Source organism: Pantoea sp. K16, assembly GCF_048452805.1.
In the GTDB taxonomy this organism is placed as follows: domain Bacteria; phylum Pseudomonadota; class Gammaproteobacteria; order Enterobacterales; family Enterobacteriaceae; genus Pantoea; species Pantoea agglomerans.
Window position 1 is genome coordinate 181076 of sequence record NZ_JBLWNV010000003.1, and the last position, 17893, is coordinate 198968.

Genomic DNA, 17893 nt, shown 5'->3' on the forward strand with positions numbered 1-17893 from the left:
GTCAGAAAACCGGACGATTAGTTAAGTAAGTAACTTATTATTCAATGTTTTTTTCATTTTTGCTGTGTGGCGCAGCACAATTCTGATCTGACTGCCATTCACAAGGGAAGGTTGGCAAATGTGCAAAGAAGCCTTTCATTAACGCGGGCAAGGTCGTATAAACTGGGGAAAATTGATCGGATCAGGGAATGGGATGACGACAAAGTGGTTAACGCTGTTTCTTTCGCAGTCAGTCAGCCAGGTCATGCTGGATGATCTGCGCGCGATATTACCTGCAGATGCGATAAAGGTGTTTGTGAATGGCCTGGATGAAACCCACTATGCCACCCTTGAGTGTGTGCAGGCGGATCAGCATTGCGCCCTGATCGCCTCAGCGATAGTGGTCTGGCGTCAGCTCGGACATGTTCACCATATTCTCTATAAAAAAGGTGAGGTGTTGCGGGAGGAAAATGATGCAACGCAGTTCCAGCTGTTCACTCTGCTGAAAACCCACCGCGCTGTACTGCAGATCTCATGATAAGATCGCAGCCCCTGAAATCGCTGTTTGCAGCAGGTAAATTATGAGAATTGGAATTCTGTTTCCGATCGCCATCATTGTGGCGGGCGTGGGCTTTCTGGCGTGGTTTATTGGCAGTGGCCTGGCGATGCCAGGCTCCTGAGGATCAGCGCAACTGACTGTCTTTACTGCCCCGACGGTTATATAAACTGCTGGTCTGCTGCTGCTTGTCGATTTTTTCCTGACACGCCACACAATAGTGCACGCCTTTAAGCGCCTGACGACGCGCTTCGGGGATCGGCTCGCCGCAGAGCTCGCATTCGGTGGCGCTTTCGCCCTGTCCGATCGACTGTCTTACCCGCTCAATGCCATCATTGACGGTGCTATCGATCTGTTCCTGTACTGCGCCTTCTGACGCCCATCCATTTGCCATGATTTAACCCCTTTATTACCACTTCACTCCTTTAAATCTACAACATATTGACGTTTTTGCCGCAGAACTCACCGATATCTGTGATTGGCTGCCAGCCGCTCCCGGCAGCTGGCAATCAGCTAAAGGTAGCCCTGAGCAATCTGTTTCACCCTGTTATCACATTACTGCAACGTATCGATAGCGGAGAGCTAAGCGAATGACAACACATCATCAACATTTCATTAATGGCGAATTTGTAGCCCATCAGGGTGACCGGTGGATTGAAGTGATCAATCCGTCCACGGAGGCGTTGCTGTCCCGTATTCCCCAGGGCAGTCGTCAGGATGCCAGCCTTGCTATCAGCGCCGCAGAAGTGGCTCAGCCTGGATGGGAAGCGCTGCCTGCAGTAGAGCGCGGCGTCTGGCTGCACAAAATTGCCACCGCCATCCGCCAGCGTGAGCCTGAACTGACGGCAACCATTGTGGCTGAGGGTGGAAAAACCCAGGGGCTGGCGAAGACCGAAGTGATGTTCACCGCCGACTACCTCGATTACATGGCGGAGTGGGCGCGGCGCTATGAAGGTGAGATCATCAACAGTGACCGCCCCAACGAAAATATCTTCCTGTTTAAAAAAGCGATCGGCGTAACTACCGGAATACTGCCGTGGAATTTCCCCTTCTTCCTCATTGCCCGCAAAGCGGCACCGGCCCTGATCACCGGAAACACCATCGTGATCAAACCCAGTGAGCTGACACCGAATAATGCGGCACTTTTTGCCGACATCATACAAAAGCTGGGTCTGCCTGCTGGCGTCATTAACTTTGTTTATGGTCTGGGACCGGAAGTGGGACAGGAGCTGGCGGCAAATCCTAAGGTCGGTCTGGTGAGTCTGACCGGAAGCGTCGGTGCGGGCATTGCCACCATGGAAGCCGCGGCTAAAAATGTCACCAAAGTGTCGCTGGAACTGGGTGGCAAAGCCCCTGCCATCGTGATGGATGATGCCGACCTCGAGCTGGCTGTGCGGGCGGTCGTCAGCTCGCGGATCATTAACAGCGGACAGGTCTGCAATTGCGTAGAGCGGCTCTATGTGCAGGAAGGCATTTACGATCGTTTTATCAGCGCACTGACCGCCGCGTTTCAGCAGGTGACATTTGGCGACCCGGCCGAACGCAGCGATATCGATATGGGTCCGCTGATTAATGCCGCAGCACGGGATCGGGTGGAGCAGAAGGTGGCAGAGGCCGTCGCCGCAGGGGCGAAAGTGGTTCTGGGCGGCAAGCGCGCCGGAGACAGAGGCTTCTTTTTCCAACCCACCTTGCTGACTGAGGTGCGCCAGGAGATGGCGATTATGCAGGAGGAGATTTTTGGCCCGGTTCTGCCGGTGATGAGTTTTAAAACGCTTGACGAGGCGATTACGCTGGCCAACGACTGCGAGTATGGGCTGACCTCCTCGATTTATACGCAGAATCTGAATACCACCATGACCGCGCTGCGAAAGCTGAAGTTCGGCGAAACCTATGTTAACCGTGAAAACTTCGAAGCGATGCAGGGATTTCATGCCGGGTGGCGTAAATCGGGTGTCGGCGGTGCCGATGGAAAACATGGTCTGGAGGAGTATCTGCAGACCCATGTTGCCTATTTACAGTTCAGTTAATCACTGGCTCGATCTTACCGCCTCCCGTACCTGACGTTGTCAGTACCAGATTGGGCCAGTAATCGGCCCACTCTGTTATGCCACCCGCTTACTGCAGCGCAGCAGCGCGATACCACTCAGCACCGCCACGGCCATCAGGTAGTATCCAGGCGCCAGACTACTGCCGGTGGCGGCAATCAGCATGCTGCAAATCAGCGGTGCAAACCCGCCAAATACCGTCACGGCCACGTTGTAGCTGATCGCCATGCCGCTGGCGCGCGTGGTCGCCGGGAAGAGATCGGCCATCACCGACGGCACCGTGGAGAAATAGACCGACTTGAGTAGCGCCATCCACGCCACCAGCAGGATCAGCGTGGTGGGCGTAGTGTGATCGACCATCCATTTGAAGGCGGGATAGATGGTGACCATCAACAGCAGCAGCGATCCCCACATCAGCGGCAATCGGCCAATCCGCTCCGCCCACAATCCCATTATGGGCGTCACCACCGTCAGGATAATCCCTGCGACCAGCGTGGCGGTGAAGGCCACTGACCCCGGCAGATGCAGCGTTTTGGTGGCGTAGGTCGGAATGTAATTGAGCATGTAGTTGACCGCGGTCGAGATCACCATCACCCCAATCGCCAGGGTGATCAGCGCTTTCTGCCGCCCGAACAGCGTTTTCAGCGGTGCGGCTTCCTTCTCCTGCGTCGCAAAGCTGGCGGGCTCCTGCACGTGACGGCGAATGTAGATCCCCAGCGGTCCAATCAGTAAGCCGAAAGCAAACGGGATACGCCAGCCCCACGCCTGAATCTCGCTTTCGCTCAGCCAGTGTGTCAGCCCCAGGCCGAACGCCGATGCCATCAGAGTACTGGCGCCCTGTGTGGCGAACTGCCAGCTGGCGATAAAGGCTTTGCGCTCGGGAAAGTGCTCTACCAGGAAAGCGGTGGAACTGCCAAACTCGCCCCCGGCAGAGAAGCCCTGAATCAGGCGCGCCAGGATAATCAGCAGCGGCGCCGCCAGACCAATAGTGGCGTAACCCGGCATAAAGGTAATGATCGCCCCGCCCAGCATCATCAGATTGATTGAGAGCAGCAGCGCTTTTTTACGGCCATGACGGTCGGCATAGTTGCCCAGCACGATGGCACCCAGCGGACGGATCAGGAATGAGATGCCGAAGCTGCCGAAGGTCAGCAGTAGCGACACCGACGGATCGCTGACCGGAAAGAAGACGTGCGCGATGTAGCTGGCGAAGAAGCCATACACCGCGATGTCGAACCACTCCAGCGCGTTACCAATGCAGGTAGCGAACAGCGTTTTGTGCAGGCTCGGTTTCACCTGCGGAGTACTCTGTGCGATGCTGCTCATTGTTCACCTCTCCGCCACTGATGGTGGCGCGACATCAGTTGTTCGCCCTCTTCACCCAGTTGCCAGAAAAGGCGGGTCATGATCGCCAGCCCTTCACGTGCAACAGAGGTGAGCATGTGTTCGTTAACGCCGTGCTGGCCGCAGGCCGGATAGGAATGGGGCACCCATAGCGTCGGGAGGCCGAGGATATCGGCAAATACCTCATTGGGCAGTGAACCGCCGAGATTGGGCAACAGCGCCGGTTTTTTACCGCTGCTGCGGGCCAGCGTGTCCAGCGCCCAGGCCACCAGCGGATCCTGCGGATCGAGTCGCGTTGCAGGTGAACCGCGCATAAACTCTACGCTGACGTTATCGAAGCCGTGCTGATGCAGGTGACTTTCGACATGCCGGACCAGATTTTCCCAGTCGGTGCCGACCACAAATCGCAGCTGACACACCGCCGTGGCGCTGCCGGGAATGGCGTTCATCGGGCGTGCCGGGTTACCGGTTTCAAACGCCAGCACCTCCAGCGTGTTCCAGCCATAAAGACGCTCCGCAGGCGTCAGACCCGGCTCGCCCCAGCCGTCGGCCAGCGCCGGATCGCCCGGCATTCCGCCCACCTCGATATCACTGAGGATGGCGCGCACCGCATCGGTCAGGGAGTCCGGTTTCAGCGCGGCGACCTGCAATACACCCTGTGCATTCACCAGGCAGGCGAGCGCATTCGCCAGCTGGGTGCCGGGATTACTCAGCAGTCCGCCCCAGTTGCCGGAGTGATAGGCGTTGTCGCGCGCCCTGATAGTCAGACGAAAGTTCGCCGCGCCACGCGAACCCAGGAACAGTGTCGGCCGCACCGCGTTCAGTCGCGGGCCATCAGAGGCGATAAAGAGGTCGGCCTGTAACAGCGCCCGCTGCTGCTGACAAATCTCCGCCAGCCCCGGTGAACTGATCTCTTCACCCATTTCAAACAAAATTTTGCAGTTGAAGCCCAGTGCGCCACCGCGTGCCTGCCACACCTGCTCCAGCGCCGCGAGATTGATGCAGTGCTGGCCTTTGTTGTCCGCACTGCCGCGCCCATACAGGCGGTCATCTTCAGCCGTGAGTTGCCACGGTGATAAACCGTCGCGCCAGTTCTCATCGTCGCCGAACACCACATCGCCGTGGCCATAGCAGAGCAGCGTCGGTCTGGAGGGATCTTCAATGAGCGTGGCGATCAGAAACGGCGGGCTGCCGGGCTGCGGATTCTCAAACGGGTGCAGCGTAAAGCCCATCGCCGCCAGCTGCGGGCCGATCTCCTGCTGCAGATAGATCTCAAGCTCCACCTGCCTGCTGGCGTGCTGGCTTTCGGTCACGCAGGAAATTCGTCGTGCCAGCAGCTGCTGAAACTCGCCACTGTCGAAATAGTGCATCGCCTGGTCAACGGTCTGTTGCTCTGTCATGTTTGCCCTGTCTGTTCTTTTTATCGTGCTTTATCTTTGACAAACTTCTCTCTTTGCCACAATTATTAATTTATCGAGTGAGCCTTGCTTTTAAAGCAAGCCACGCCTGCCCTTTTATGATGCGTTTTGCCGGAGTGACCATGTTAAGCAGTGAGATCCGCTATTTCCTGGCGGTCGTACAGTGCGGATCGCTCAGCGCCGCCAGCGAGCAGCTCTTTGTGGCGGTGTCGGCGATTAGTCGCCAGATCCAGCGCCTGGAAACGCAGGTGGGTGTGCCGCTGTTTGAGCGGCATGCACGCGGTATGGTATTGAACGAAGCGGGTGAAATATTCGCGCATCATGTGCGCAAGAGTCAGCTCGATATGGAATATGCGCTGGCGGAGATTAAAGGGCTGAAAGCAATACGCCGCAGCCTGATCCGCATCGCCTGCACCGACGGAATGGCGTTCAGTTTGCTGCCGGGTCTGCTGGCGGAGTTCCGTCAGGCCAATCCCGGCGTGCTGTTTGCGCTTAATGTGACGCACTCGCAGGGCGTGGCGGCATGCGTCAGGGCTGGGGAATGCGATGTTGCGCTGCAGTTCAGTCTGCAACCGGAGCGCAGCGTTGAGGTGCTCGGCTCGTGGCCGGCGCCGGTGTTACTGGCGATGCATCAGTCGCATCCGCTGGCATCGCGTCAGGTGACGCTAGCCGATCTGCATGGCTGGCCGCTGGCGTTGCCAGGTCAGCATACTACCGTGCGGCAGTTGTTTGACCTCTCCTGTCAGATGAACGACTGCGTGGTCGAGCCGGTGCTGACCTGCGACTATTTCGCTACGCTCTACCACTTTTTGCTGCATACCCCGCAGGCAGTAACCATTTGCAGTGCGTTTACCCTGTTGTTTGAGCGCGACACGCAAAATCTGGTGTTGCGTTCGATGGGGGTGGATCAGCTGAGTCAGCGAACGTTGCAGCTTCAGACGGTGTCCGGCCGCCAGCGGAATGCGGCGCTGACGCTGTTTCTGCAGTTTTTGCATGAGCGGCTGACGGAGATGGATCAGCAGGTGAGGATGAGATGAGAGGTACAGGCTTAAAGGAGTTTGGTTGTTAAAGTCTGCGCTGGATGGCTGTCAGATAGTGCTGGCTTAGGAAACACGACCCGATCGGAAAGTCGCAACAGCCGCCATCCATGGCATGCTCGGCCCACGCGATTACGCACCTCATCCCTGAGGTGCGCCCGTAGCCGGGCCAACGCGTTGCGTTGTTCAAAAACGCTCCCGGCGTTTTTATCCGGGCGGCGGGACGCTTTCCTCTTCGGGTCATGTTCCCTTCGCGTTGAGCTTATTTATTGCTGTCAGTTCTTTTTTGAGCTGAGCCAGACAGCACAGGCCCACAGAGGTATGGGCCTGTAAAGATAGCTGTGACCGCTTACTGCTTAATATCAACCTGATAGAAGATGTGCTTGCCGAACGGATCGACCTGATAGCCGCTGACCGATTTGCGCACCGGCTCGAAGATGGTGGAGTGCGCAATCATCACGGCGGGCATCTGGTCATGCATTATCTGCTGCGCCTGCAGATAGAGCGCAGTGCGTTTGCCCTGATCCGGCTCGGCGCGGGCTTCGGTGATTAACTTCTCGAACGGCTGATAGCACCATTTTGAAGAGTTAGAACCGCCCTGTGCAGAGGTGCAGCTGTAGAGCGGGCCAAAGAAGTTATCCGGGTCGCCGGTTGCGGTGGTCCAGCCCATCAGCGCGGCCTGATGCTCGCCGCTGCGCACGCGTTTCAGGTATTCACCCCACTCATAGCTGACGATATTGGCTTTAATGCCGACTTTGGCCCAGTCCGACTGAATCATTTCCGCCATGCGGCGTGCATTCGGGTTGTAAGGCCGCTGCACCGGCATCGCCCAGAGCGCAATCTCGGTGCCCGGTTTGACGCCGGCCTGTTGCAGCAACGCTTTGGCCTGCTCCGGATCGTAGTCGTAATCTTTCAGATCTTTGTCCGCGCTCCAGACGTCCGGCGGCAGGATATTTTTCGCGACCGTACCGGTGCCTTTAAATATCGCCTCGATGATCGCCGGTTTGTTGATCGCCATCGCCAGCGCCTGCCGCACTTTGACGTTGTCGGTTGGCGCTTTGGTGGTGTTAAACGCCAGGAAGCCGGTGTTCAGACCCGCCTTCTGTTCCAGGGTGATATCCGGGTTGGCGCGCATTTTGTCGAGATCGGCGGGGTTCGGGAATGGCATCACCTGACACTCATTCTTCTCCAGCTTGGCGTAGCGAACGGAGGCGTCCGGCGTGATGCTGAACACCAGACGATCCAGCTTCGCCTTGCCCTGCCAGTAGTCCGGGAACGCTTTGTAGAGGATGCGGGAATCTTTCTGATACTGCACCAGCTCAAACGGGCCAGTGCCAATCGGGTTCATATCGACCTTCTCCGGCGTTCCCGCTTTCAGCATGGCGTCAGCATATTCAGCCGAGTGGATCGAGGCGAAATACCAGGCGAGATCGGCCAGGAACGGTGCTTCCGGATGGGCGAGCGTGAAGCGCACGGTGTGGTCATCCACCCGGTCGATACGTTTAATCAGCGTGGAGAGTTCCAGGCTTTCAAAGTTGGAATAGGTGCCGCCAGAGACATTGTGATAGGGATTTTTCGGGTCCATCTGGCGCATAAACGAGAAGATCACATCATCCGCGTTGAAGTCGCGGCTGGGTTTAAACTGTTTGTTGCTCTGGAACTTCACGCTCTTGCGCAGATGGAAGGTATAGACGGTACCATCCGGGCTGATCTCCCAGCTTTCCGCCAGGCTCGGCACCAGATGGGTGGTGCCCGGCGTGAAGTCCACCAGCCGGTTAAAAACCGGCACTGCACTGGCGTCAACACTGGTTCCCGAGGTATAGAGCTGAGGGTTAAAATTCTCTGGCGATCCCTCAGAACAGTAGACCAGCGTTTTGGCGTTAACGCTGCCAGCCAGCGCTATCCCAGCAGTAACAAGCGCTAAGGTGGCTATCTTGATTTTCATTATCATCCTCGCTTTGTATTGACTTCCGGTGATCACAATATCTAAATGAATCATTCAGATGCTTCATTGATAGCACGATTCGGCACCATAGCGAACCCCGCCCGTAGCTGGCTAATAAGGAATAGTGATGACAGACAAACTTGAGTCGCAACTCACCGAACGCTTTTTCCGTTACCTCGCCGTCAGCAGTCAGAGCGATGCGAAATCGACATCGTTGCCCAGCACACCGAGCCAGCACGCCATGGCGGAACTGCTGGCGGATGAACTGCGCACCTTAGGGCTGGATGAGGTGGTGATTGATGAGCATGCCACGGTGACGGCAGTGAAACGTGGCAACCGTCCTGACGCACCGCGCATCGGATTTATTACGCACATTGATACGGTGGATGTGGGTTTGTCGCCCGATATTCATCCGCAGATCCTTACCTGGCAGGGTGACGATCTCTGTCTGAATCAAGAGCAGGATATCTGGCTGCGCCGCGATGAGCATCCGGAGATCGCGCCCTACGTGGGTCAGCAGGTGATCTTCAGCGACGGCACCAGCGTGCTGGGCGCAGACAACAAAGCGGCGGTGACCGTGGTAATGACCCTGATGCAGAACCTTAACGGCGACCACGGCGACATCGTGGTGGCCTTTGTACCGGACGAAGAGATTGGTCTGCGCGGCGCTAAAGCACTCGATCTGGAAACCCGCTTTAATGTCGATTTCGCCTGGACTATCGACTGCTGCGAACTGGGCGAAGTGGTGTACGAAAACTTCAACGGTGCCGCAGCAGAAATTGTGTTTACCGGCGTGCCGGCCCATCCGATGTCGGGCAAAGGCGTGCTGGTCAATCCGCTGCTGATGGCGCATGACTATATCAGCCTGTTTGATCGGCAGCAGACACCGGAGCACACCGAAGGTCGTGAAGGCTACATCTGGTTCAATGAGATTCAGGCCAACGCCAGCAAGGCGACGCTGAAAGCTTCAATCCGTGATTTTGATCTGGCCAGCTTCGCGGCGCGCAAGCAGCAGTTGCAGCAGGCGGCTGAGGATCTTGCGGTGCGTTATCCCACCGGCGACGTGAGCATCACCATCAGCGATATCTACAGCAACATCAGCAATGCACTGGGTGAGGATCGGCGGGCGATTGACCTGATCTTCAGTGCCTTTGCCGCGCTGGAGATTGAGCCGAAGGTGATTCCGATGCGTGGCGGCACGGACGGGGCTGCGCTGTCAGCCAAAGGTCTGCTGACGCCAAACTTCTTTACTGGCGCGCACAACTTCCACTCACGCTTCGAGTTTCTGCCAATACCGTCGTTTGTGAAGTCCTATCAGGTGGCGGAAAAGCTCTGCTATCTGGCGGCGGGTTAAGCGGGGAGATCGGGCGCAGGACGCGCCCGATTGCGATTATGGCTTCGCGCTGACATCAATACCCGGGAAGTATTTTTCAGCCAGCTTTTTGAGGGTGCCATCGCCCTGCACTTTGGCGATCGCCGCATCCAGTGACTGCTTCAGCGACGCGTCATCTTTGCGCAGGCCGTAACCGATGCCCGAGCCAAGAATCGCGTCATCTTCAACCGGCTTGCCGATAAAGCCAAAGCCTTTGCCCTGCGGCTTATCGAGGAAGCCCGAATGTCCGGCAGCGGACATCACCAGCGTGCCATCAAGGCGGCCTGCGACCATGTCGTTGTAGACCTGGTTCTGATCCTGATATGAAGTGACCGTCACGCCCTGCGTCTCCCAGTGCTTCTTCGCATAGGTTTCCTGAATCGATCCCTGCAACACACCGATGTTTTTACCTTTCAGACCCTCGGCGGTCGGTGCCAGATTTTCACCGTTTTTCGCCACTAACATGGTCGGAATCCGGTAGATTGGCTGAGTAAACGCGATGCTTTTGGCGCGCGCTTCGGTGATGTTCATCGCCGAGTTGATGGCATCGAACTTTTTCGCCTGCAGTGCCGGGATCAGCGCATCAAAGCTGCTCTCGACCCAGTGGCAGCTGAAGTTGCCTGCCTTGCAGATGGCATTGCCCAGCTCAATATCAAAGCCTTCCAGCTCACCCTTTGCATTGCGGCTTTCAAACGGCGGATATTGTGACTCCACGCCGTAACGTAAATCCTGTGCCAGTGCCTGTACCGATGTCATCATGCCCAGAGCGAGAAAAAGCGCGTTCAGTTTCTTCATTATTTACCCCGAAAAGTCCTGGTTACCTGTTCCCGGTGCTGCCTCACGCGGTGGCGTGATTCAGTGAGAAAAAGCACATAGCGCAGCCGCGCCAGCCTCTAGTGTCGCCTCGTCTTTCGCAAAAGAGAGACGAATCAGTTTGTTGTCAGTGCCATCCATATAAAACGCCGACAGCGGGATGGTGGCCACACCGTGATCGACGATAAGACGTTTTACCATTTCACTGTCCGACTCGTCACTGAAATGTCCATAGCTGGCGAGCATAAAAAACGAACCGGCGCTCGGCAGCAGTCGGAACGGGCCGTTCTGCATCAGGGCGATCAGCCGATCGCGCTTCTGCTGATAGAAGGCGCTGAGCGACAGATAGTTCTCTGGCATCTGCAGATAGTGTGCGAAACCGACCTGCATCGGCGTATCTGCGGCGTACATCATAAACTGATGCACTTTCACCAGCTCGGTCATCAGCTCTGCTGGTGCCAGACAGTAGCCTACCCGCCAGCCGGTGACGTGGAAGGTTTTGCCAAAAGAGGAGACGATGACGCTGCGCGCCGCCAGCTCCGGATGCGTCGCCATCCCACAGTGCGGGCGACCATCAAACAGAATATGCTCATAAACCTCATCAGAGAGCACCACGATGTCGGTGTTACGAATCAGGGCCGCCAGCTGATTGAGGTCCTCGGGGGTCAGCACCTGTGCGCTGGGGTTGTGCGGCGTATTAATAATGATCATCCGGGTGCGTGGCGTGATCGCGGCCCGCAGCTGATCCCAGTCAATGGCAAATGACGGCACCTGCAACTTCAGGCCTATCGGTGTTGCGCCCTGCAGCCGCACCACCGGCGCGTAGCTGTCAAATGCCGGTTCAAAGAAGATCACCTCATCGCCCTGATGAACCAGCGCGGTAATCGCCATATAGAGTCCCTGGCTGGCGCTGCCGGTGATCAGCACTTCACTGGCGGCATCATATTTCTGTCCATAGAGCGCCTGCACTTTGCTGGCGAGTGCGTCGCGTAAGGCTGGCAAGCCCATCATGGCGGCATACTGATTATGGCCTTCCTGCATCGCACGGCTGACGGAATCGACCAGCGCCGGATCACAGGGGAAATTTGGCGCGCCCTGCGACAGATTAATGGCCCGATGCTGCGCCGAAAGCTGGCCAATCACGCTGAAAATAGTGGTGCCGACGTCCGGCAATTTTGAGTGGATAGCGACAGGCGTTTTCAGTGACATAGTCTCTCCATCAGGGGGCATAAGCGGTCAGATGCGGTAAATCGCTATTCAACGGGCTGCGACTTGAGTCGGCAAGCGAAATGTCATCATAATAGCCATGACAAAAATGCATAGCTGAGGTTTACCGTGTCACGCTTATCGCTACCGCTCAATGCCATTCACGCCTTTCTGGTGACCGCCCGTCATCTCAATCTGACCTATGCTGCCCGCGAGCTGTGCCTGACTCAGGGCGCCGTCAGTCGCAAAATTGCCGCGCTGGAGCAGTGGCTGGGCGTGACGCTGTTTGACCGCCATGCGCGCGGTCTGCGGCTGACGCCACAGGGCGCCGCGCTGCTGCCCGACCTTAGCCAGGGTTTTGAGCTGATGGCTCAGGCCAGCGAAAAGGTCCGCCGCAGTCAGGTCAGCATTCGTCTGAAAGCCCCGACCTGTGCGATGCGCTGGCTGGTGCCCCGGCTGATGGCGCTGGAACAACAGCGCCCGGAACTGCATGTGGCCCTGACAACGACGCTGGATCATGCCGCGCAGCTTGAGAACTTTGATGCGGCGATTGTCTATGGCAAACCGCATCCGGAGGGAATCTGCCTGTTCAGTGAGTCACTGACGCCGGTGATGGCGGCGGATCAGCCCTGCCCGGACTCGCCGGCGGCGCTGGCTGCAATGACCTTTTTGCATCCCACGGCGGATACGCGCGACTGGCAGTGCTGGCTGCAGGCGCAGCAGGTGACGCTGAGCATGAAGCGAAACCAGCATTTTTCCACAATGGACTTAGCGATCAGTGCAGCGATTCAGGGATTTGGCGTGGCGATTGCCGACAGCAATCTGGTGGAGAGTGATATTGCCAGCGGCAGGCTGATTAAGCCGTTCGCTGGCGAGGTCAAAACCGGTGCCGTCTACAGTTTATTGCAACGGCCCGTGCAGGATGCGCCACCGTTCCTGGCGGAACTGGTGGCGTGGCTTTGCAGGGATCAGAAGGTCACCCAGTCGCCATCAGCCGGTTTCGCCTGAGGCGCACTCAGCACAGGACCTTTGGGCGCGGCAGGCTTATTGCTGCTAACCGGTGCGATCTGGCGGTCGCTGGAGAGACGGAACTTCGACACGGAGGCCTGCAGGGCTTCCGTCTGCAGTGCCAGTGCGCTCGCTGCGGCAGAGACCTCTTCGACCAGTGAGGCGTTCTGCTGCGTCACGCTGTCCATTTCGGTGACGGCCGTTCCCACCTGAGAAATGCCCTTGCTCTGCTCTTCCGAGGCGGAGGCGATCTGTTTCATGATCGCATCCACATCCTGCACCGATTTCAGAATATTATTCATGGTGCCGCCGGTGGTGCTCACCAGCTCAGCGCCTTTATCCACTCGCTGAACGGACTCTTCAATCAGTGTCGCGATCTCTTTGGCGGCGTTGGCGCTGCGCTGTGCCAGGTTACGCACTTCAGAAGCCACGACCGCAAAGCCCCGACCCTGTTCACCGGCGCGTGCCGCTTCGACTGCAGCGTTGAGCGCCAGAATATTAGTCTGGAAGGCGATGCCGTTAATCACGTTAGTGATCTCAGCGATTTTCTTCGAACTGCCAGAGATGCCATCCATGGTGGTGACCACTTCACTCACCAGCTGGCCGCCACGTTGTGCTGTGGTGGTCGCGGTTTCTGCCAGCAGACTCGCCTGACGCGCGTTGTCGGCGTTGAATTTCACCGTCGCCGTCAGTTGCTCCATACTGGCCGCCGTCTGTTCCAGCGCAGCGGCCTGCTCTTCGGTTCGTGAAGAGAGGTCATTGTTACCGGCAGAGATCTCTGCCGCACCGCGCGAGATATTCTCGGTGCCGCTGCGAATGGCGCTGACAGCTTCACGCAGGCTATCCTGCATGGCACTTAGCAGCGGAACCAGTTTACCGACGCAGTTACGACCGAAATCGGATACCGGCTGGCTGAGATCGCCCGTGGCAATCACCGCAAAGTGGGTGCGAATGCTTTCCAGCGGACGGACCAGCATCGCCACCAGATAGCGGTCGGTGAACAGCAGAATAAACAGGCCGATGATCACCGTGATGGTGATAATCGTTTTGGTCATCGCGGTGAGGTGATCAACTTCAACCCGGGTGGTATCCAGCTTTTCAGCTGCGCCCTGGCTGAATTTCTCAGCGCTGACGCCAAAAGCGCGACTGAGTGGTGGTGTGACATTGTTTGCCTGATTGCGATACGCATCGGGCGACCCCTGACGGGCCAGTTGCAGCTGTGGCGTCACACCCTCATCGAGCAGCTTCTGCCAGCTCTGAATCACGCCATCTACCACATCCGGGTTCATTGGGCCGGGTGCCAGCTGCTTAAAGCGCGCCAGTTGCTGAGTCATGCTATCCAGCGCCTGCTGCACCGGTGCATAAGCCTCGTCGGTCAGTGTTTTACCTGCGGCTTTACCTTCCATCACGCGGGATAAGCGCGTGATGACACGAAAATATTGATCGTTGCCTTTGCTCAGCACCGTCATTTGCTCAACCAGATGACGATCCACATCGTTGCCTTCGCTGAGCGCGCCAAGAGAGTGGATGCTATATAGCCCGACGCCGCTCCACAGTAAGCAAAACAGGCCCAGAATAGAGAGCATCACTGCGCGAATGGTAAAATTTTTGAGCATTCCCATACCAAAATCCTATACACGTTGACCCGTAAGCGTCGGGCATAGGAGGTTTATCGGCATGCAATAGTGAAGATGTAACTGTTTTGTTACCTAATATTTTACAGCGTCCCGGTTGTGGGTTTCACTTTAAAATTCTTAAAATCAAAAAGTTACTCTTAAAAAAGCAAAATAATTCCATTCGCGCAATTGGATGGTTAGCAGGCTAACTTAAATTAGCCGCTTAAAGCCTGACCATTCGGGTCATCAGTAGCCGGAAGAGACGCATGCGGGCACGCATAAAGTTACGCTTCAGCACCAGTCCGCTTTGCCGTTCGTTACCGAGTGACATTGTCACGTCATTGCCGGGATGCCAGGCTGGCCAGACGACCTCGCCCTCCAGCTGGTGTTTATACTCTGTGGCATCACGGGCAAAGGTAAACCAGTATTCGCTGACCCGTTCAGCAAATGCCCGATCGGCCTCACTGAAGGGACGCTCTTCATTGGGGTCGGGCATCTGGCTCAGCGTATTCATAACATAAGGAACTTCGTTGCCGTGCCACGTGCCGTGCGGATAGAGGTCATGCGCATGCTCTGAGACATAATCAAACCAGTAGCGCCAGCCGGGCATTCCGGCATTGTGCTGCGCCCGCATCACCAGCCACGGCATGAGGCTAAACGCCATATCACGCGCCACGGCACGACCCAGCCGCTGATCGTCATGAATGTCATACATCCATTTAAGCGTTCGATAGGTGAGACGATTTTTATCGCGCAGCTGATGCAATATTGCGGTGGCATCCACGCCAAAATATTCCAGCACACTGGCTTCATCGCTATTGCTGCCCGCCATCAGTGGCAGACGGTGCTGTCTGGCGGCTAAAAAGGTTTTCAGCATCGGCTCGGGCAGAACGGCATCGCCGGCAATCGGCACTGGCGGGATCGCCAGCGGCCCTTCCAGCGGCCAGAAAGCATCAGCGGGCAGTGCACGCAGGTCATCAGCGCTGGCATCGGGCGGCAGGCCGAAGTGGCGGGCTACCGCCATGCCCTGCTGGCGCGCTTTTTTCAGCGGCGTATCCGGCAGGCTATAGGCGCTCTGCACAATCCCTTTATGAAACAACCCTTCAGCCAGCGGTGAACAGCAGAGTGAGAGCACGCTGCGTGCGCCAGAGGATTCACCGAAAAGTGTCACATTGCGGCGGTCGCCGCCAAAAGCAGGAATGTTGCGCTGTACCCACTGCAGCGCGGCAATCTGATCGAGCAGGCCAAAATTGTTCACCGTGCTGGCGACTGGGTATTCAGCATCCAGGGCCGGATGAGAGAAGAAACCGAGATGGCCAAGCCGGTAGTTCAGCGTCACCACTACCGCACCGCGTGAAGCCATCGGCTTGCCATTGTAAGGTGCCAGCCCGCCAGCACCAATGGTGTAGCCACCACCGTGCAGCCATACCATCACCGGCAGGGGTTTCACAGGCGCGACATCGGGCGTCCAGACATTAAGGTAAAGGCAATCTTCACTGAACTCACCCGGATCACCACCGCCCACGGCCTGGCAGTAGATGCGATTTTGCCAGCCGGAAGCCCCAAACGCGGTGGCGTCGCGCACCTGCTGCCAGGGCGTTACCGGCTGTGGCGGACGCCAGCGCAGTGCGCCAAGCGGTGCCGCCGCATAAGGTATGCCTTTGAATACGAAAAGGTCATCATCCATGCATCCACGCAACTCCCCCTCAGCAGTCATGATCCTCAGACCTGTTTCGTTTTTCATTCCTGTTTCCCTGTTCAAACGTCCCTCCATTATTTGCAGGCCCGCCAGCATTGTCCAGGTACGGAAGGGATTTGCAGAATATGCCGAAACGTGAGGGGCAGGCGTGAACATGCTCATCAACAGGTTCAGAGAGTCAGTTACGGTTATGATTCAACGTTGTTTATCTTTTCGCAGTGGGTCAATGACGCTGCCAGCGCCGGAGTGGCGCGTCGTTGCTCTGTTATCACGTGCGGTTGTGCTGCTGTTAATCAGTCCGTCTGCTAATAGATTAAGATACTCACGCGGGTAAACCTGCGCTGAGCGGTAAAGCGTTGTTTTTCCCCAGTCCTGTCAGCATATTACCCGCGTTGCCCCACTTCAGGTCCACTGGCCTTAGCAGGGCGGGTGCGGAGAAAGCGTTGCGGGCAACGCGCCTGTTGCCCGCAGAGGCGTCAGTCTGGCCGTAAGCCGCACTGCGCCAGCGAGCGCTGCTGCCGCTCTTCGTATAGCGCCATCTCATCCAGCACGACAGCGCCCAGCGCGGCTTCAAATGCCTGGCGGCTCGCCTGTCCCGCCGAACGAACCTGCGTCCGATCGCCGAGGTTGGACTGAAAAATGCCCGCCGCGCTGACGGGCAGAAAATCTTCGTAGATGATGGGGTCTGCCAGCACACGACCTTCTTCGATGAGGGTCTCCAGCGATTCTCCCTGAGCCGGCGGCGTCGCGATGCCCTTTTCACTCAGGCGATAATGGAACCAGGCCAGCTCCTGCTGGCGCAGCGTGGTTTCGTCGTCGGGGAAGTCACGGAAAATCGCCGCCAGATGTTGCTGATGCTGCTGATTATCCTGACCGCTGCCCGCCTCGCTGAGCAGTCGATCGTAGAGCGCACGGCCCTGGGGCGTCAGCGCCACGCCGCGCTGCTCAATTTCACCGAAGCGTGCAGTATGGGTTCCCTGATGCCCATCCTGAAAGATGATAGGCTCTTCCAGCGCTTTGAAGCTGGTCTGACGTAACAGGATCGGCACCTGACGACGCGGTGGTCCCTCGATCAGGGTTTTCGGATCGATACCGCGCGACGGCATCAGTTGCTGTACGCGGTCAATATCGAGCGTGCGCGGCGTGAGATGGTTGATGTGGCAGCCGGGAAAGCAGACCACGTCAGCGATCAGCCGATGCTGCTGGTTCAGCGCCTGATAGGTCTGACTGTCCACGCTGCTATGGGCATGCCAGCGGAAGGTTTCCAGAGCTTCGGTAACAAACTCAGTGGCCTGCTTGTCGGTTAATCCGCCCTGCTGCTGATGCAGTTCCAGAAGCGCCCGGCAACGGGGGGTGAAAATGTCGCGCGCGGCAAGAATCTCCGCCGCCTTTTCACGCAGCGCGCGGTCGTCGATTAGTTCAGGGCGTAACAGCGAGGTAAAGACCCGAAAGGGATTGCGCCGCAGCGCCGCATCGGTGACCGGCCGGAAGGCCGTGGAGTGCACCGGCACACCAGCCTGAGAGAGATCGTAATAGCCAACCGGGTGCATTCCCATCACCGCGAACAGCTGCCGCAGTGTGGCTAATTCATCTGCCGTGCCCACACGGATCGCACCGTGACGTTCCAGGTTGAGTCGGTCGATCTCATCGGCTGCGGTGAGACGATCTTTCAGCGCGATATCCGCTTCCAGCGCGCGGTCGTTGACGGTCGCCACCAGCTGCATCAGCGTGCCATATTGCGGCACTTCCTGCTGATACATAGCTGACATCGCCTGAGAGAAACGGGTGCGGATGAGATCCGCACTGAGAAAGTTGTCCATCTTATCCACCTGACACCGTTAGCGTTGCTGCTAAT

At 57.3% G+C, this 17893-nt stretch carries 15 protein-coding genes; 6 read left to right on the plus strand and 9 right to left on the minus strand.

Going from position 1 to position 17893, the window contains the following annotated elements; translation table 11 throughout:
• Positions 1 to 193 precede the first annotated feature (193 nt).
• Together ACK13D_RS05315 and ACK13D_RS05320 are read left to right on the plus strand one after the other, a co-directional pair.
• Positions 194 to 517, plus strand: coding sequence for a hypothetical protein (locus ACK13D_RS05315; RefSeq protein WP_010244743.1), 324 nt, complete (start codon positions 194 to 196; stop codon positions 515 to 517).
• A 43-nt stretch (positions 518 to 560) separates the two neighbouring features.
• A complete protein-coding gene (locus tag ACK13D_RS05320) occupies positions 561 to 659 on the plus strand; it encodes a YoaK family small membrane protein (protein WP_008925225.1) in 99 nt (32 codons plus the stop codon).
• Between the two features lie 3 nt (positions 660 to 662).
• Here the strand turns inward: ACK13D_RS05320 and ACK13D_RS05325 are convergent, their stop codons facing one another.
• The gene (locus tag ACK13D_RS05325) at positions 663 to 929 is read right to left on the minus strand and encodes a DksA/TraR family C4-type zinc finger protein (protein WP_010244737.1); all 267 of its coding nucleotides are present in this window, start codon (positions 927 to 929) and stop codon (positions 663 to 665) included.
• Positions 930 to 1125: 196 nt separating this feature from the next.
• On the opposite strand from ACK13D_RS05325, the gene aldA reads away from it, so the two are divergent.
• On the plus strand, positions 1126 to 2562 hold the full coding sequence (aldA, locus tag ACK13D_RS05330) for an aldehyde dehydrogenase (RefSeq protein ID WP_010244734.1): 1437 nt from the start codon (positions 1126 to 1128) through the stop codon (positions 2560 to 2562).
• A 75-nt stretch (positions 2563 to 2637) separates the two neighbouring features.
• Here aldA and ACK13D_RS05335 read toward each other — a convergent pair whose 3' ends face one another.
• Both ACK13D_RS05335 and ACK13D_RS05340 read right to left on the minus strand, forming a co-directional pair.
• A complete protein-coding gene (locus ACK13D_RS05335; protein ID WP_010244731.1) occupies positions 2638 to 3906 on the minus strand; it encodes an MFS transporter in 1269 nt (422 codons plus the stop codon).
• Positions 3903 to 5324 (minus strand): M20 family metallopeptidase, encoded by a 1422-nt coding sequence (locus ACK13D_RS05340; RefSeq protein WP_228312137.1) that lies wholly within the window; start codon positions 5322 to 5324, stop codon positions 3903 to 3905. The genes ACK13D_RS05335 and ACK13D_RS05340 overlap by 4 nt, the downstream gene beginning before the upstream one ends.
• 140 nt (positions 5325 to 5464) lie before the next feature.
• On the opposite strand from ACK13D_RS05340, the gene ACK13D_RS05345 reads away from it, so the two are divergent.
• Positions 5465 to 6379, plus strand: coding sequence for a LysR family transcriptional regulator (locus tag ACK13D_RS05345; RefSeq protein ID WP_418795880.1), 915 nt, complete (start codon positions 5465 to 5467; stop codon positions 6377 to 6379).
• Positions 6380 to 6728: 349 nt separating this feature from the next.
• On the opposite strand, the gene ACK13D_RS05350 is transcribed toward ACK13D_RS05345, so the two are convergent.
• Positions 6729 to 8324, minus strand: coding sequence for an ABC transporter substrate-binding protein (locus ACK13D_RS05350; protein WP_346450191.1), 1596 nt, complete (start codon positions 8322 to 8324; stop codon positions 6729 to 6731).
• Between the two features lie 127 nt (positions 8325 to 8451).
• Between ACK13D_RS05350 and pepT the strand changes: the two genes are divergently transcribed.
• On the plus strand, positions 8452 to 9678 hold the full coding sequence (gene pepT / locus ACK13D_RS05355; protein WP_418795881.1) for a peptidase T: 1227 nt from the start codon (positions 8452 to 8454) through the stop codon (positions 9676 to 9678).
• A 36-nt stretch (positions 9679 to 9714) separates the two neighbouring features.
• Here pepT and ACK13D_RS05360 read toward each other — a convergent pair whose 3' ends face one another.
• Together ACK13D_RS05360 and ACK13D_RS05365 are read right to left on the minus strand one after the other, a co-directional pair.
• On the minus strand, positions 9715 to 10491 hold the full coding sequence (locus tag ACK13D_RS05360; protein ID WP_418795882.1) for a transporter substrate-binding domain-containing protein: 777 nt from the start codon (positions 10489 to 10491) through the stop codon (positions 9715 to 9717).
• Between the two features lie 60 nt (positions 10492 to 10551).
• The gene (locus tag ACK13D_RS05365; protein ID WP_346450187.1) at positions 10552 to 11718 is read right to left on the minus strand and encodes a methionine aminotransferase; all 1167 of its coding nucleotides are present in this window, start codon (positions 11716 to 11718) and stop codon (positions 10552 to 10554) included.
• Between the two features lie 126 nt (positions 11719 to 11844).
• Here ACK13D_RS05365 and ACK13D_RS05370 point away from each other — a divergent pair, with 126 nt between their 5' ends.
• Positions 11845 to 12723 (plus strand): LysR substrate-binding domain-containing protein, encoded by an 879-nt coding sequence (locus ACK13D_RS05370; protein WP_346450186.1) that lies wholly within the window; start codon positions 11845 to 11847, stop codon positions 12721 to 12723.
• Here the strand turns inward: ACK13D_RS05370 and ACK13D_RS05375 are convergent.
• From ACK13D_RS05375 to hglS, 3 genes are all read right to left on the minus strand, one after another.
• The gene (locus ACK13D_RS05375) at positions 12684 to 14345 is read right to left on the minus strand and encodes a methyl-accepting chemotaxis protein (RefSeq protein ID WP_346450185.1); all 1662 of its coding nucleotides are present in this window, start codon (positions 14343 to 14345) and stop codon (positions 12684 to 12686) included. The genes ACK13D_RS05370 and ACK13D_RS05375 overlap by 40 nt on opposite strands.
• Positions 14346 to 14562: 217 nt before the next feature.
• Positions 14563 to 16083 carry a carboxylesterase/lipase family protein gene (locus tag ACK13D_RS05380; protein WP_346450184.1) on the minus strand — a complete coding sequence of 507 codons (1521 nt, stop codon included), beginning with the start codon at positions 16081 to 16083 and terminating at the stop codon, positions 14563 to 14565.
• Between the two features lie 431 nt (positions 16084 to 16514).
• Positions 16515 to 17858, minus strand: coding sequence for a 2-oxoadipate dioxygenase/decarboxylase HglS (hglS, locus tag ACK13D_RS05385; protein WP_418795884.1), 1344 nt, complete (start codon positions 17856 to 17858; stop codon positions 16515 to 16517).
• Positions 17859 to 17893: the final 35 nt, after the last annotated feature.